The sequence below is a fragment of the Amycolatopsis magusensis genome, from assembly GCF_017875555.1.
In the GTDB taxonomy this organism is placed as follows: Bacteria; Actinomycetota; Actinomycetes; order Mycobacteriales; family Pseudonocardiaceae; genus Amycolatopsis; species Amycolatopsis magusensis.
Map to the genome: position 1 here is coordinate 5,064,671 of NZ_JAGGMS010000001.1, position 14,167 is coordinate 5,078,837.

Consider the following 14,167-nt stretch of genomic DNA (forward strand, 5'->3'; position numbering starts at 1 on the left):
GGCGGTGAAGACCGTGAAGGGAACGCTCCGGCAGCAGGAGAACCGCGCCGGGCTGGCGATGATCTCGCCCACCCTGCTGGTGGTGCTGGCCGTGGTGGTGCTGCCGATCCTGTGGACGGTGGTGCTGGCCTTCCAGCGGATCCGGCTGATCAACGTCCGCGACACCGGCCTGTTCGAGCGCTACACCCTGCAGAACTTCGTCACCGTCTTCGGCTCGCCGGGGTTCTGGAGTTCGGTGGGGACCACGCTGGTCTACGCCATCGGCGGCACGGTGCTGGCGCTGCTGCTCGGCCTGGCCGCCGCGCTCGCGCTGCGCAAACCGTTCCGCGGCCGGGGTTTCCTGCGCGGGGCGATGCTGCTGCCGTACGTGGCGCCGGTGGTGGCGGTGGCCTTCGTCTGGGAGGTGATGCTCAGCCCGCAGTACGGCATCGTCAACGAGTGGGGCGCGCGGCTCTTCGGCTGGGACCGGCCGATCGCCTTCCTCACCCAGCGCGAGACCACGATCTCCCTGCTGGGCCTGGACATCCCGATCCCGGTCGCGCTGCTCACGGTGATCGTGTTCGAGGGCTGGCGGTACTTCCCGTTCGCCTTCCTGTTCCTGCTCGCGCGACTGCAGGCGATCCCCGGTGAGCTGGAGGAGGCGGCCAAGGTGGACGGCGCGACGCCGACCCAGCGGTTCCGGCACGTGGTGCTGCCGCAACTGGCCGGGGTGATCGCGCTGCTGGCGATGCTGCGGTTCGTGATGAACTTCACCAAGTTCGACGACGTCTACCTGCTCACCGGCGGTGGCGCGGGTACCGACGTGGCCAGCGTGCGGGTCTACGACTTCATCACCGCGCGGTTCGACGTCGGCGCCGCCTCGGCGCAGGCGCTCGCGCTGGCCGCGGTGCTGCTGGTGTTCCTGGCGGTGTACCTGAAGTTCTTCGCGCCGAAACCGGAGGACAAGTCGTGAACCGGGATACCTTCGAGACCAAGCTCTTCCGCGTCCTGCGGTGGGTGGTGCTCGCCGGGCTCGCGCTGGCGACGCTCTTCCCGTTCTACTACATGATCATGCTTTCGGTCCGGCCGATCGAGGACCTGCTCCGCGATCCGGGCGCGCTGTGGGTGAGCATCTCGCAGTGGACCACGGCGACCTACGAGGAGGTGCTCTCCTCCGAGGACTCCGGTGGCCAGGGCATGCTCGGGCTGCTGGCGAACTCGGCGCTGGTCTCGGTCGGCACCGTGCTGCTGACCCTGCTGGTGTCCATCCCGGGTGCCTACGCGGTGACCCGGCTGCGCTTCGCCGGGCACCGGCAGGTGCACTTCCTGTTCCTGGCGGTCTACCTGTTCCCGGCGATCCTGCTGGCCGTGCCGCTGTTCGTGCTGTTCACCAAGCTCGGCCTGCGCGACTCACTGGTCGGGCTGACCATCGTCTACGTGGCGCAGACCATCCCGGTCTCCATCTACATGCTGCGCAACTACCTGACCACGATCCCGGAAAGCGTCGAGGAGGCCGCCGCGATCGACGGCTGCACCCGGCGCCAGGTGCTCACGCGGGTCACCATGCCGCTGGCCGCTCCCGCGATCATGGCCAACGCACTGTACGTTTTCATGATCGCGTGGAACGAGTTCCTGTTCGCCCTGTTGTTCCTGGTGGCCGACCGGGAGAAATGGACGGTCTCGCTCGGGCTGGCGCAGCTGTCCGGCGGCATCGAGGTGCCCAAGACCGTGCTGATGGCCGGTTCGGTGGTCTTGACCATCCCGATCGTGCTGCTGTTCTACGCGGCGGAACGGATGCTGACCGAAGGGCTCACCAGCGGTGCTGACAAGGGATGACCGCTCGTCCGCCGGCCACCTGCTGTGGCTCGTGCGGACCGGCCGGGCGACCACGCGCGCGGAGCTGCAGGAACACACCGGACTCGCGCGGTCCACCGTGGGGCACCGGCTGGACGCGTTGCGGGCGGCCGGCTTCCTGCGCAGCGGCGGGGTGGGCGGGTCCACCGGCGGGCGGCCGCCGGTGAAGCTGGAGTTCAACGACCGCCACGGCGTGGTGCTCACCGCCGACCTGGGCGCCACGCACGCCCGGCTCGGCGTGTTCGACCTCGCCGGGACGTCGCTGGCGGAGTCGCTGACGCCGCTGCGGATCGCCGACGGTCCGGCGCCGGTGCTGGACTGGGTCGAAGGCGAGCTGACGGCGCTGGTGGAGCGGGCCGGGCTGCGCCGTGGTGACGTGCGCGGCATCGGGGTGAGCGTGCCCGGGCCGGTCGAGTTCGAGACCGGCACGGTCCGCGAGCCGCCGATCATGCCGGGCTGGGACGGTTTCCCGGTCTCCCGGCACCTCGGGCGCCGCTGGGGCGTGCCGGTGCTGGTGGACAACGACGCCAACGCGATGGCCTTCGGCGAGCACATGAGCCGGTCGCCGGACTGCCCGTCGCTGGTGCTGGTGAAGGTCTCCACCGGTATCGGCGCGGGCCTGGTGCTCGGCGGCCAGCTCTACCGCGGGATCGACGGCGGCGCGGGCGACCTCGGGCACATCCGGGTCGACGCGTCCTCCCAGGCGCGGTGCATGTGCGGGGCGCAGGGCTGCCTGGCGGCGCTGGCCAGCGGTGGCGCGCTCGCCGAGCGGCTGACCGCTTCGGGCGTGCCCGCGGCGTCGAGCCGGGACTTCGTCGAGCAGGTGGCGGCGGGCTCGCCGGCGGCCGCGGCGCTGGCCAGGGAAGCCGGTCAGCTGGTGGGCGAGGTGCTGAGCACGGTGGTGTGCCTGGTCAACCCGCAGGTGCTGGTGCTGGCCGGGGACCTCGCCGAGACGCAGTTCGTCACCGGTGTGCGCGAGCTGCTCTACCAGCGGGCGCTGCCCAGGGCCACGCGGAACCTGAAGGTGGTGACCAGCGACCTCGGCGACCGGGCCGGGGTGCTGGGCCTGCGCGCGATGGTGGTCGAGTCGGTGTACTCACCTGAAGCGGTGGACCGCGTGCTGGACGGGGCCGCCACCGCGCCTTGATCACTTGCGCGCGGCCGCACACGCGGAACAGACTCGTCCATGCCCAGTGCCTTCACCCCGCAGACCACCGAAGCCATCGCCCGCGCCCGCCGGCACTCCGTCGGGGACCTGGTGCGGCGCACCGCGCTGCGGTACCCGGACAAGCTCGCGGTGGTCTCCGGCGATCGGCGGGTGAGCTTCGCCGAGTTCGACGCCGCGGTGAACCGCTGCGCGCACACGCTGGCCGCCCGCGGGCTGGCCAAGGGCGACCGGCTGGCGCTGCTGAGCCACAACTGCTGGGAGTTCGCGGTACTGGTGTTCGCCACCGCCAAACTCGGCGTGGTCCTCGTTCCGGTGAACTTCATGCTGGGCGCGGCGGAGGTCGCCTACATCCTGCGCCACGCCGGGGTCAGCGGCATGGTCGCCGAGGCGGCGCTGGTCGGCACGGCGAACGAGGCGCTGGCCTCGGCCGAGCTCGACGATGTGCCGCGCGCCCGCATCTCGGCGGGCGGCACGCACGACGAACCCGGCTGGGAAGAGGTCACCGACTGGATCGAGGAGCCGGGGGACGTCAGCGCGCCCGACGTGGTGGTCGGCGACGACGACCCGTTGCGCCTGATGTACACCTCGGGCACCGAGTCGCGGCCGAAGGGCGTGATGCTGTCGAGCCGGTCGCTGCTGGCGCAGTACGTCTCGTGCGCGATCGACGGCAGCATGAGCGCGGACGACGTCGAGGTGCACTCGCTGCCGCTGTACCACTGCGCGCAACTGGACTGCTTCTTCTCCGTCGACGTCTACCTCGGCGCGACCAGCGTGATCCTGCCCGGCCCGGACCCGGCGGCGCTGCTCGCCGCGGTCGAGCGGGAGCGGGCGACCAAGCTGTTCGCGCCGCCGACGGTGTGGATTTCCCTGCTGCGGCACGAGGACTTCGACCGCACCGACCTGTCCAGCCTGCGCAAGGGCTACTACGGCGCGTCGCCGATGCCGGTGGAGGTGCTACGCGAACTGCGGGAGCGGCTGCCCGAGGTGGAGTTCTGGAACTTTTACGGGCAGACGGAAATGGCGCCGCTGGCCACGATCCTGCGGCCGCACGAGCAGCTGCCGAAGGCCGGCTCGGCCGGGCGTCCGTCGATCAACGTGGAGACCGCGATCGTGGACGAGCAGGACAACCCGCTGCCACCGGGCGAAATCGGCGAGATCGTGCACCGGAGTCCACACGCGACACTCGGGTACTACGACGACGAGGAGAAGACGGCCGAGGCCTTCCGCGGTGGCTGGTTCCACTCCGGTGACCTCGGTGTGCTCGACGCCGACGGTTACCTCTCCGTGGTCGACCGGAAGAAGGACATGATCAAGACCGGCGGCGAGAACGTGGCCAGCCGGGAGGTCGAGGAGGCCATCTACCTGCTGGACGGCGTGGCGGAGGTGGCGGTGTTCGGCATCAGCCACCCGCACTGGATCGAAGCGGTGACGGCGGTGGTGGTGCCGCGCGAGGGCGTGACGCTGACCGAGGAGCAGGTGCTCGCGCACGTCCGCGGCCACCTGGCGGGCTACAAGTGCCCCAAGTACGTGGTCTTCGCCGGCGCGCTGCCGAAGAACCCCAGCGGCAAGATCCTCAAGCGCGCGCTGCGAGCCCAGCACGCCGCCCTCGGTGAGAAGTCCTGAGCCGAAACTGTCGTACCCCCGCGCCACCCTGTCTCCATGGCAGAAGCGGACGAACTGACCGCCCTGGTCGCGTCGGCCGACGCGCGACTGGAGACGGCGACGAAATGGGGGCGGCTCACCTTCACCCTGGGCGGTGACTGGCACCACTGGCTCTGCGCCATCGCCACGCCGAAGAGCGGGGTGCGCCTGGTCTTCCACAAGGGCGTGCTGCTGGCCGACCCGGCCGGGCTGCTCACCGGCTCGGGCCGGTACGTCCGGGAGCTGACGGCGAGCACGGCGCTGGCGCACCCCGAGGAGGTGCGTGCCCTGGTGCGCGAGGCCATCGCGCACCAGACGGAACTACTGGACTAGGGGCAGGGTGCGTTGAGCGGGGAGCAGCCGCACCCGGGCCGCGCGGGGGCCTCCATGCCGGTGTAGCGGTCGTAGGTGCCCGCAGACCCGCCAGGGTGAGCTGCGCGCCGGACGGCGCCGGTGGCCCCGGCGGCGCGGGGGCCACCGGCGCGGCCTGGCACGCCGTCAGCGGCAGCGCCAGGACCTGGGCGGATGTGGCACGGGTCACGCATTCATCGTCGTGGCGCCGAGGGCGGCCGGATACCGCCGATCGGCGGGCCGACCTGCGTGGTCAAGGCCCTATCCGGGTGGTGAACAGCGCGGATGAAACACTTCGGGGGTGATCCTCGGATACGTGTTCGCCGTGCTGGCGGCGGTGGCGTCGGGCAGCGGGTCGATCCTGGCGTCGATCGGCATCCGGCGCGCGGGTGCGTACGCGGGCCGGTCACGGGACCTGATCGGTGTCGGCAGGCAGCCGTTCTACTGGTTCGGGCTCGGTGTCGACGTGCTCGGTTTCCTGTTCGCGGCGGCCGCGCTGCACCGGCTGCCGCTGTTCCTGGTGCAGTCGGTGCTGGCGTTCAGCGTCGGCGTCACCGCGATCATCGCCGCCATCCTCGGCACCCGGCTGGCGCCGGCCGGCTGGGGCGCGCTGGGCCTGGGCGCGCTGGGGCTGGTGCTGCTCGGCGTGTCGGCCGACCCGGGCCCGGGGAAGGTCCTGGACACCGGCTGGCGCTGGGCGCTGGTGGCGACGGTGATCCCGGTGCTGGCCATCGCGATCTACGCCCGCCGCCGCACCGGCTTCTGGGCGGCGCCCATGCTGGCCTTCGGGGCCGGGCTGGGCTACAGCTTCGTCGGCATCGCGGCGCGGACCCTGCACATCCCGGACTCGGTCTGGCCCATCGTCTTCGAGCCGACGGCGTGGGCCATCCCGTTGAACGGCATCGCCGCGGCGGTCCTGTTCGCGATGGCCCTGCAGAAGAGCGGCGCCACCGCCGTCACCGCCATCATGTTCACCACGAACTCGGCCCTGTCCTCCCTCATCGGCCTGGTCTACCTGGACGACGGGGTCCGCTTGGGCTTCGAAGGCGCCGCCGTGGCCGGCTTCATCTTCGCCATCGCCGGCGCCATCGGCGCCGCCCACTACGCCGCCGTAGCCCGCCACCCCACCCAAACCCCCACCCCCTCCTGACCCCACCTCCACCCACCCGAACCCCACCCTCAGGCCCCCAACCCCCCGTTCAGGCACCCGAACCTCACACTCAGGCAGCCGAACTCCACGTTCAGGCAGGCGAAGCCCACGTTCGGGGCCCTGAGTTCTACGTTCGGGTAGCCGAGTTCCACACTCAGGCATCCCAGTTCGACAGTCGGGCAGCCGAGTTCGACACTCAGGCATCCGAGTGCCACGTTCAGGCAGTCGATTTCAGCACTCGGGCAGGCAAGTTCCGGCAGCCTCGAGCGTGGGCTCGCGGTCGCCAGCGGGGACCCGGCTTCATAGGTGTGGGCTTCGTGCTCGCGAACGTGGGTCTCGGCTGCGGGAGTGTGGAACTCGTCGTCGCGAATGTGAGGTTCGGCTGCTTGAACGCAGAGTTCGGCCCTCGAACGTGAGCCTCGGCCGCCTGGATGTAGAACTCGGCTGCCCGGTTGTGGGACTCGCGTGCCCGAACGCGGGATTCGGCCGCCCGAGTGTGGAGTTCGCCTTCCTGAACGTGGGGCTCGGCTGCCTGGGTGTGGAACTCGGCTACCCGAACGTGAAGTTCGTGGCCCGAACGTGGGCTTCGCCTGCCTGAACGTGGGGTTCGGCTTCCTGGATGTGGGGTTCGGGTGCTTGGGGGTGGGTTAGGGGTGGGGGCGGAGGCCTAGGCGGTGTAGTTCCCAGCGGGCCAGTTCGGCGAGGACTTCGGGGTCTCGGGCTCGCCAGCCTTCGGTGACCTCGCCGGCGGCGGCGAGGCGCGGCAGTGGCTGGGTGACCAGGGCACGCAGGGCCAGCAGGTCGCGGCCGCCATCCCCGAGGCGGCGGAGGCGCGCGCCGGCGGTGGCTTTGCGGATGAATCGGACCCGCAGCGGCAGCCAGGTCACCAGCAGGAACAGCACCGGCATGGCGATCAGCACCGCGGCCAGCCACCACGCCAGGTCGGTGACCGCCTCCACCTGCCACTGCCCGGCTTCGCTCAGCTTCGTGCTCGCGTCCGAGCCGGTGTGCAGGGCGTCCGCCAGGGCCCCGCCGACGAGGGGGACGTCGTCGGCGTTGTCGGCGGCCGAGTCGAAGGTGCCGCGCAGGCCGTTGCCCGCGTTGATCAAGCCGTCGCCGGGGGCCCGCAGGCGCATCACCTGCTCGTGCACCTCCATCGCCAGCCAGATCGCGAATCCGGTCAGGAACACCGCGAACAGGTCGGCGGCGACCTGCAGACCCCAGCGGAACGGCCGATCGGCGTAGAGCTTCATGCGGGACTCCCTCGCGACGGTGGGGAACGCATGAGGTTTTACCCGCACCGCCCGAAACCGAACCCTGGGGGTGCGCGAGAATGCCGCGATGGGCGGGACGGCGGAGAAGCACCTGGTGTACTGCTGGATCGAGCGCGACGGCGCGGCGTTGTTCCTCCGCCGAGCCGACGGCACCTTCCACGGCGGCCGCTGGGAACTACCCGGCGGCACGGTCGAGCCCGGCGAGCCGATGGAGAGCGCCGCCGTGCGCGAGGCCGCCGAGGAGACCGGGTTGGTCGTCCGGGTCACCGCGGAACGCAGCCGCCACACCTGGATGGACGTCACCGGCCGCGATCTCCGGGTGCACGCCCGGATCTACGAGGTCGCCGACGGTACCGGCGACGTAGTGCTCAACCCCGGCGAGCACCAGGAGTACGCCTGGCTGACGCCCGAGCGCGCCGCCGACCTCGACCTCCTGCCGTACGTGCGCGAGACGCTCACTCCATGAGCAGGGCGATGCCGTGGTCGGCGCGGGATTCCTGGGCCAGGTAACCGATCCGCCGGGCGGTGTCCCTCGCCAGCCGGTGGTGCCGCAGGGCGGCCTCCGGGTCGCCGGTCCCGCGGCAGGCGGCGCCGAAGCTGTTCGCCGCCATCGCGAGCAGGAGCGGGTGGTTCAGTTCGGCCAGGATTCCGCACGCCCGTTCGGCCTGTTCACGTGCCTGCGCGGGTAGTTCCGCGGCCAGAAGGACGTCGGCGTAGTCGATCCGGCTCCACGCCTCGCCGAACGGATAAGCCAGCTCGACCGCCGCCCGCACCGAACGCTCGGCCAGCGACAACGCCTCCTCGGACCGGCCCAGGTGCGAGAGCACCACGGCTTCCTGCGCCGCGCTGAGGACGGCTCCTCGCTCGTCACCGTTCCGCAGACGGATTTCGGTGGCGCGGCGGGCGGACGCCAGCGCGTCGTCCAGCCGGCCGAGCATGACCTCGTTGTGGCTGACGTTCGCCAGGATCAAGCTGGTCAGCGATTCGTCCGCCGAGGCCAGGAGTAAGGCGTCCCGGTAGCAGGCGAAAGCCTTGTCGTACCGGCTGAACATTCCGTGCAGCGCACCCAGCCGGGACAACGCGGCCGCCCGGTCGACGGCGGATCTGGCCAGGTCGAGGCGTTCCTCGGCGCACGCCATCGCGGCACCGAGTTCCCCGGACTCCCAGTACGCGTCGGCGAGATAACCGAGACTGCACTGGATGGCGTCCGGGTCGCCGAGCCGTCGCGCGGCGGTGTTGCCCGCCCGCGCCACGGTCAGGAACTCGTCACGCCGACCGCGTTGCTGCAGGTGAGCGGTGGTGTGCTCGGCGATCCGCCACGCGTGGTCGTACCGCTCGTGGGCCAGCGCGTGCTCGGTGACGGCGACCAGGTTCCGCGTTTCCCCCGCATACCACCGTTCATCGCCACCATCGCGGTAGTAGTCGAGCAGGCGAGAGCGGGCGACGGCTGCCTCATCCGGGTCGGCGAGGCCGCGTGCGTGCTCGGCGAGCAGGTCGTGGAAGCCGTATCCGCCACGGCTGTGCTGGGTGAGCAGATGCGCGTCCAGCAGGTCTTCCAGCAGTCGCCCGGCGTCCCTTTCGGACAGACCGGCCATGGCGGCCGCCGCCCCGGTGGTGAGCACGGTGCCGGGATGGCCGCCGAGCAACCGGAACATCCGGCGCTGCACCAAGGGAAGATCCTCATAGGACAGAGAAAAAGCGGCGGCCACATCACGGCTCCCGGCGCGCAACTCGGCCAGGCGATCGTGCTCGGAGCCCAGGCGCTCGGCCAATTCCTCGACAGTCCATTGCGGACGGTGTCGTAATCGTGCGGCGGCGATCCGGATCGCCAGCGGCAGGTACCCGCACCGCTTCGCCACGCCCGCGTCCTGCCGTCCGGACACCGCGGTGAACAGCGCCGATGCCGCGCTGGGCGGCAGGATGTCCACCGAGATCGGGACCGCGCCGTCCAGCGCGGTGAGGTGACGGCGGCTGGTGGCCAGCACCGCGACCGTGCCGGTGCCCGGCAGCAGCGGGCGCACCTGGTCCTCGTTCAGCGCGTTGTCCAGCAGTACCAGCAGTTTCCGGCCCGCCGTGCGTGCCCGCCACAACGCCGCGCGCCGGTCCAGACCATCGGGATGCCGGTTCGCGGGCACGCCCAGCTGGACGAGCAACGCCTCCAGCGCGGTTTCCGGGCTCAGCGGCGCCCGGCCGGGCGTGAACCCGTGCAGGTCGACGAAGAGCTGTCCATCGCCGAACGCCGATGCGGCCAGGTGTGCGGCACGCACGGCGAGCGCGGTCTTGCCGACGCCCGCCATGCCGTCGACCACCACCGGCGCGCCCTCGGGCAGCAGGCTGACCAGGCGGTCGACCTCGTGCTGCCGCCCGGTGAAATCCGGCAGGTCGAAGGGCAGATAACACGGACCGGCGGGGTCCTTCGGCGGCTCCCGCAGCACCTGCTCGTGCAGCGAGCGCAACCGCGGCCCGGGCTCGACGCCGAGTTCGTCCACCAGCCGCCGCCGGGTCGCCTGGTAGACGCGCAGCGCGTCCGCCTGCCGCCCGCGCTGGTGCAGGGCCCGCATCAGCAGCCCGGTGAAACCCTCGCGCAACGGGTGCTCAAGAACCAGCGCGGTCAGTTCGGCCACCACGTCCTCGCCGTCGGCCAGTTCCCCGGCCAGACAGAGTTCCACAGTGGACAGCCGGTGCTCCTCCAGCCGGGCCACCTCGCCTTCGAGTGCCGCGCCGGCGACCCCGGCCAGCGCCGGGCCGCGCCAGCACGCCAGCGCTTCGCGGTACTCGCCGCGCTCGGCATGCGCCTCGAACTCGCGCAGGTCGAACGCAGGCGGGCGCAGCACGAACCCCGGCCCTTCCGCGGTGAGCACGTCGTCGGCGAATCCTGCGTCCAGCAGGGTGCGGCGCAGCGCGGTGGTCACGTTGCGGACCTGCCGGGTGGCGGTGGCGGGCGGTTCGCCGTCCCACACCACGTCGACCAGGCGCTCGACCGGCACCACCCGGCCCGCCGCCAGCAGCAGCGCGGCCAGGACGCGCTCCTGACGCGGTCCGGCCGTCGGCACCGGCCGGTCCCCGGCACGCACCCGCACCGGCCCCAGTATCCGAAACTCCATGGTTTTCCCAGCTAACCAGCTCGGCACCGGCGATGCACGCGTGATGCGGCGATGATGCGCGCCTCGGCCAGGCTCGGTCCATCGAAGCCGGAACAGGAGGGCGAATGCGCAAATGGGTACTGGCCACCGCGGCCGTGGGGGTGGTCGCGGCGGTACCGGCGGTGAGCACGGCCTCGGCCACCGACGAGCAGGCCGCGAACCAGGCATGCCAGCGAGAATTCGACCGGGCCGTGTGGGAGGACATGGACAGCTTCAACAAGCGGGACGAGGCCCGCTACCGGGCGATCATCCACCGCGACATGGTCACCGTCGGCCGCAAGGGACAGTTGTTCATCGGCTACGAAGCGAACGTCCAGCCGGTGCTCGAGGCGTTCAAGCTGCCGTACGAGTGGAGCATGCCGTGGACGGTGACGCACACCGTGGTCAACGGCTGCAAGTCCGGGTTCGCCATCCTCGACGCGTACTACCGGGTGCCGTCGCAGAACGTGGACCGGCACTACACGGTCAGCCTCACGCTGGTGAAGGAACGCGGGAAGTGGCAGGTCATCAAGGACACCGTGACCGACGTGCTGCCGTGATCAGAGACTGAAGTCGCCGAGCAGGCTGGCCAGCATCAGGTTGGCGAAGTGGTGGCCGACCTGCTCGCCGCTCAGCGGCCCGTCGTGGTGGTACCACTGGCCCAGCCGGTGGATCGCGCCGAAGTGGTACTGCACCACGATGTCGGCGGGCACGTCGGTGCGGAACAGGCCCGCGCGCTGGCCGTCCTCGACCAGCTCGCGGACCCGTTCGTGGTACTGCCTGCGTTCCGCGCGCACCTGCGCCACCTTCTGCTCGGGGAGCAGGTGCATCGACTGGAAGAAGACCACCGCCTCGTCCAGGTGGGCGATGCTGGTGGCGACGACGTCCACCACGATCGCGTGGATGCGCTGCGGGAGGGGGAGGTCGGACGCGGCGATGGTCTCCATCCGCTGCGTCTGCACCCGCAGCATCCGCGTGTAGATCTCGTGGAGCAGGTCGTCCTTCGAGTCGAAGTAGTGGTACAGCCCGCCCTTGGTCACCCCGGCCGCGAGAACGATCTCGCGGACCGAGGTGCCTTCGAACCCCTTCTGCGCGAACAGGGTGGTGGCGGCGCGCAGCACCCGGTCGCGCACCGTGGCTCCGGTGCCCGATTCGGCGGTCGTGCCGGTCATGCCGGGCTCCTTTCCACGGTCGTAGATGATCACATGTTAGCTGGTACCGCCGAACAGGTTGATCTCCTGCGGGGTTTTGCGCTGCAGGGTGCCCGGGGTGATCGGCCCGTTCTCCCGGTCGGTCACCACCGGCGCCTGGATCTCCGTGGTGGTGGTGTCCGGATTGATCTTGAACACGTAGGCACCGGTGTAGCCGGAGTGCGACTGCTGCGTGTAGCCGAAGGGGGTGAGGCCGGGGCCTTCCAGCGCGCCGGAGCTCATCGCGTCGACGAGCTTCTGCCTGGTGAGGTCCCGGCCTGCCGCCTTGAGCGCCTGGGCGAAGGTGAACGCCTGCACCATGCCGAAGACCACGGTGTTGGTCAGCTGCTCGTTCGGGATGTACTTCTGGTGCACCTCGCGCAGCAGCTTGATCCACGGGTCGTCGGCGCGGCTGACGTCGGGCAGGTAGCCGGTGCCGACCAGGCCGTTGAGCAGCTGCGGGGCGGAGACCTCGGTGCCGCCGCGCTTGCCGAACTCCTGCAGCAGGCCGGTCAGCGTGGCCGGGTCCGCGCCGATGCTGCTGACCACGAACTGCGCCCGGTAGCTGATCTTCGCCGAGGTCAGGATGGACAGCGCGGTGTAGGCGGGCACGCAGGAGCAGACGATGACCTCGGCGCCGGCGTCACGCAGCGCGGAGATCTGCGGCAGCACGTCGGTGTTGGCGGGGTCGTAGCCCTGCCGCGACACGATCTGGTCGGCGATGAACTGGTCGAGACCCTTCTGCGAGTCACGGCCCACGTCGTCGTTCTGGAACATCAGGCCGACCTTCTTGCCCGCCAGGTTCTTCTTGATCCAGTCACCCTGGATCTTGCCCTCGCGGGTGTAGTCCACCTGGTAGCCGAAGGTCATCGGGCTCTTCTGCGGGTCGTCCCACATCAGCGCGCCGGAGGAGACCAGCAGGTCGGGCACCTTCTCGGTGTTGAGGAACTCGATCACCTTCGAGTGCGTGGGCGTGCCGAGGCCGCCGAGCAGCGCGAACACCTGGTCCTGCAGGACGAGCTTCTTGACCACCTCGACCGTGCGGGTGGGGTTGTAGCCGTCGTCCTCGACGCGGTACTCGATCTTGCGCCCGTTGACGCCGCCGTTCTCGTTGATGTAGTCGAACATCGCCCTGGCACCGACCGAGATCCGGCTGTACCCGGGCGCGGCCGGGCCGGTCAGCGGCTGGTGCGTGCCGACCAGCACGCTGGTGTCGGTGACGCCGGGCGAGGTGCCCGAGTCGCCGGCGTCGCCGGTCTGCTGCTCACCGGCCCCGCTGCAGGACGCCAGGGTCAGTGCCGCGGCCAGTGCCGCCGCGACAAGGGTCGTTCTCTTCATCGGTGACCTTCTTCCGTGCTTCGGGAACGGGACAGGCGAGACAGACGAGACAGACGCGTCCACAGTGCTCGGACACCACCCTGGATCCCTTGGGGGAAAGCGAGAACCACAACGATGAGCACCACGCCGTACACCGCGAGCGGCAGGTTGTTGGCGATGTCGGTGCCGAGGTCGAGCGCGTGGGTCAGATCCTCCGACCACGCCTGGAAGTAGACGAGGGCGAGCGCGCCCCAGAGCGCGCCCCACATGCTCCCGATCCCGCCGAGCACCATCGCCGCGAGCAGGCTCAGCGACAGCACCGGGCTGAACGAGCCGGGCGCGGCGGTGCCGAGCAGGAACGCCTGCAGGCCACCGGCCAGCCCACCGCAGACCGCGCTGATCACGAAGGCGAAGATCTTCGTCCGTCCGATGTGGATTCCGGAGAGTTCGGCGGAGACCTCGTCGTCGCGCACCGCGCGCAGCATGCGGCCGAACCGCGAGCGGGTCAGGTTGGCCAGCACCACCAGTGCCAGCAGCACGGTGGTCCACACCACCCACGCCTGCCACTGCGGGGTGGACACGGTGCCCGCCAGCGAAGCGGGCCTGCTGTTCACGGTGAACCCCAGGCCGTTGCTGCCGCCGAGCACCTCGGGGAAGCGCTGGGTCACCGCGGGCAGGCCGACCGCCAGCGCGAGCGTGGCCCCGGCGAGGTAGGGCCCGTGCAGCCGGGCGGCGGCGGCCCCGGCGAGCGTGCCCGCGACCCCGCTGGCCGCCGCGGCGAGCAGCAGGTCGGCCCAGAACGGCAGGCCCGGCACGTAGAGCACCAGCAGCGCCACGGTGTAGGCGCCGATGAACATGAACGCGCCGTGCCCGAGCGAGACCTGCCCGTTGAAGCCGGTGAGCAGGGTCAGCCCGGCCACCGCGATCAGGTAGTAGCCGACGGTGGCCAGCCGGACGTTGGTGAACGGGTCGACCACGAAGCTCAGCGCGACGATCACGGCGAGCGCGGCCAGCGCGAGCAGCAGGTGCCGCACCAGCGGCGGCAGGCCGGCCGAGGTGCGCACCGGGGCCGGGGTGCCCGGCCGGAGCCGGTCGCGCAGGGCGGTGGATTTCTCGGGCAT

At 70.9% G+C, this 14,167-nt stretch carries 13 protein-coding genes; 8 read left to right on the plus strand and 5 right to left on the minus strand.

Annotation, left to right across the window (positions count from 1 at the left end):
* The first annotated feature begins 4 nt into the window (after positions 1-4).
* The 6 genes from JOM49_RS22615 to JOM49_RS22640 all read left to right on the plus strand — a co-directional run bounded on the left by JOM49_RS22615 (position 5) and on the right by JOM49_RS22640 (position 6,143).
* On the plus strand, positions 5-952 hold the full coding sequence (locus JOM49_RS22615; protein ID WP_209666240.1) for a carbohydrate ABC transporter permease: 948 nt from the start codon (positions 5-7) through the stop codon (positions 950-952).
* Positions 949-1,815: a carbohydrate ABC transporter permease gene (locus tag JOM49_RS22620; protein WP_209666241.1), complete on the plus strand. Its 867-nt coding sequence runs from the start codon at positions 949-951 to the stop codon at positions 1,813-1,815. The genes JOM49_RS22615 and JOM49_RS22620 overlap by 4 nt, the downstream gene beginning before the upstream one ends.
* Positions 1,799-2,980, plus strand: a complete 1,182-nt coding sequence (locus JOM49_RS22625) for an ROK family protein (RefSeq protein WP_308158841.1) — start codon at positions 1,799-1,801, stop codon at positions 2,978-2,980. Before JOM49_RS22620 ends, JOM49_RS22625 begins: the two co-directional genes overlap by 17 nt.
* A gap of 39 nt (positions 2,981-3,019) precedes the next feature.
* Complete coding sequence (locus tag JOM49_RS22630; protein ID WP_209666242.1) at positions 3,020-4,624, plus strand: acyl-CoA synthetase; 1,605 nt, start codon at positions 3,020-3,022, stop codon at positions 4,622-4,624.
* A 36-nt stretch (positions 4,625-4,660) separates the two neighbouring features.
* Positions 4,661-4,975 (plus strand): DUF1801 domain-containing protein, encoded by a 315-nt coding sequence (locus JOM49_RS22635; protein ID WP_209666243.1) that lies wholly within the window; start codon positions 4,661-4,663, stop codon positions 4,973-4,975.
* A gap of 319 nt (positions 4,976-5,294) precedes the next feature.
* Positions 5,295-6,143 carry a hypothetical protein gene (locus JOM49_RS22640; protein WP_209666244.1) on the plus strand — a complete coding sequence of 283 codons (849 nt, stop codon included), beginning with the start codon at positions 5,295-5,297 and terminating at the stop codon, positions 6,141-6,143.
* A gap of 647 nt (positions 6,144-6,790) precedes the next feature.
* Here the strand turns inward: JOM49_RS22640 and JOM49_RS22645 are convergent.
* Positions 6,791-7,396 carry a hypothetical protein gene (locus JOM49_RS22645; RefSeq protein ID WP_209666245.1) on the minus strand — a complete coding sequence of 202 codons (606 nt, stop codon included), beginning with the start codon at positions 7,394-7,396 and terminating at the stop codon, positions 6,791-6,793.
* Between the two features lie 88 nt (positions 7,397-7,484).
* Here JOM49_RS22645 and JOM49_RS22650 point away from each other — a divergent pair, with 88 nt between their 5' ends.
* Positions 7,485-7,883 (plus strand): NUDIX domain-containing protein, encoded by a 399-nt coding sequence (locus JOM49_RS22650; RefSeq protein WP_209666246.1) that lies wholly within the window; start codon positions 7,485-7,487, stop codon positions 7,881-7,883.
* Here JOM49_RS22650 and JOM49_RS22655 read toward each other — a convergent pair.
* On the minus strand, positions 7,873-10,521 hold the full coding sequence (locus tag JOM49_RS22655; RefSeq protein WP_209666247.1) for an AfsR/SARP family transcriptional regulator: 2,649 nt from the start codon (positions 10,519-10,521) through the stop codon (positions 7,873-7,875). The two genes, JOM49_RS22650 and JOM49_RS22655, sit on opposite strands and share 11 nt — an antisense overlap.
* 104 nt (positions 10,522-10,625) lie before the next feature.
* Here JOM49_RS22655 and JOM49_RS22660 point away from each other — a divergent pair, with 104 nt between their 5' ends.
* Positions 10,626-11,099 carry a DUF4440 domain-containing protein gene (locus tag JOM49_RS22660; RefSeq protein ID WP_209666248.1) on the plus strand — a complete coding sequence of 158 codons (474 nt, stop codon included), beginning with the start codon at positions 10,626-10,628 and terminating at the stop codon, positions 11,097-11,099.
* Here the strand turns inward: JOM49_RS22660 and JOM49_RS22665 are convergent, their stop codons facing one another.
* From JOM49_RS22665 to JOM49_RS22675, 3 genes are read right to left on the minus strand one after another with little or no spacing between them, the layout of a single operon-like run.
* Positions 11,100-11,711, minus strand: a complete 612-nt coding sequence (locus JOM49_RS22665) for a TetR/AcrR family transcriptional regulator (RefSeq protein ID WP_209666249.1) — start codon at positions 11,709-11,711, stop codon at positions 11,100-11,102. It abuts the gene before it with no gap.
* Between the two features lie 36 nt (positions 11,712-11,747).
* Positions 11,748-13,067, minus strand: a complete 1,320-nt coding sequence (locus JOM49_RS22670; protein WP_209666250.1) for an ABC transporter substrate-binding protein — start codon at positions 13,065-13,067, stop codon at positions 11,748-11,750.
* Positions 13,064-14,167, minus strand: a complete 1,104-nt coding sequence (locus JOM49_RS22675; protein WP_209666251.1) for a branched-chain amino acid ABC transporter permease — start codon at positions 14,165-14,167, stop codon at positions 13,064-13,066. Before JOM49_RS22675 ends, JOM49_RS22670 begins: the two co-directional genes overlap by 4 nt.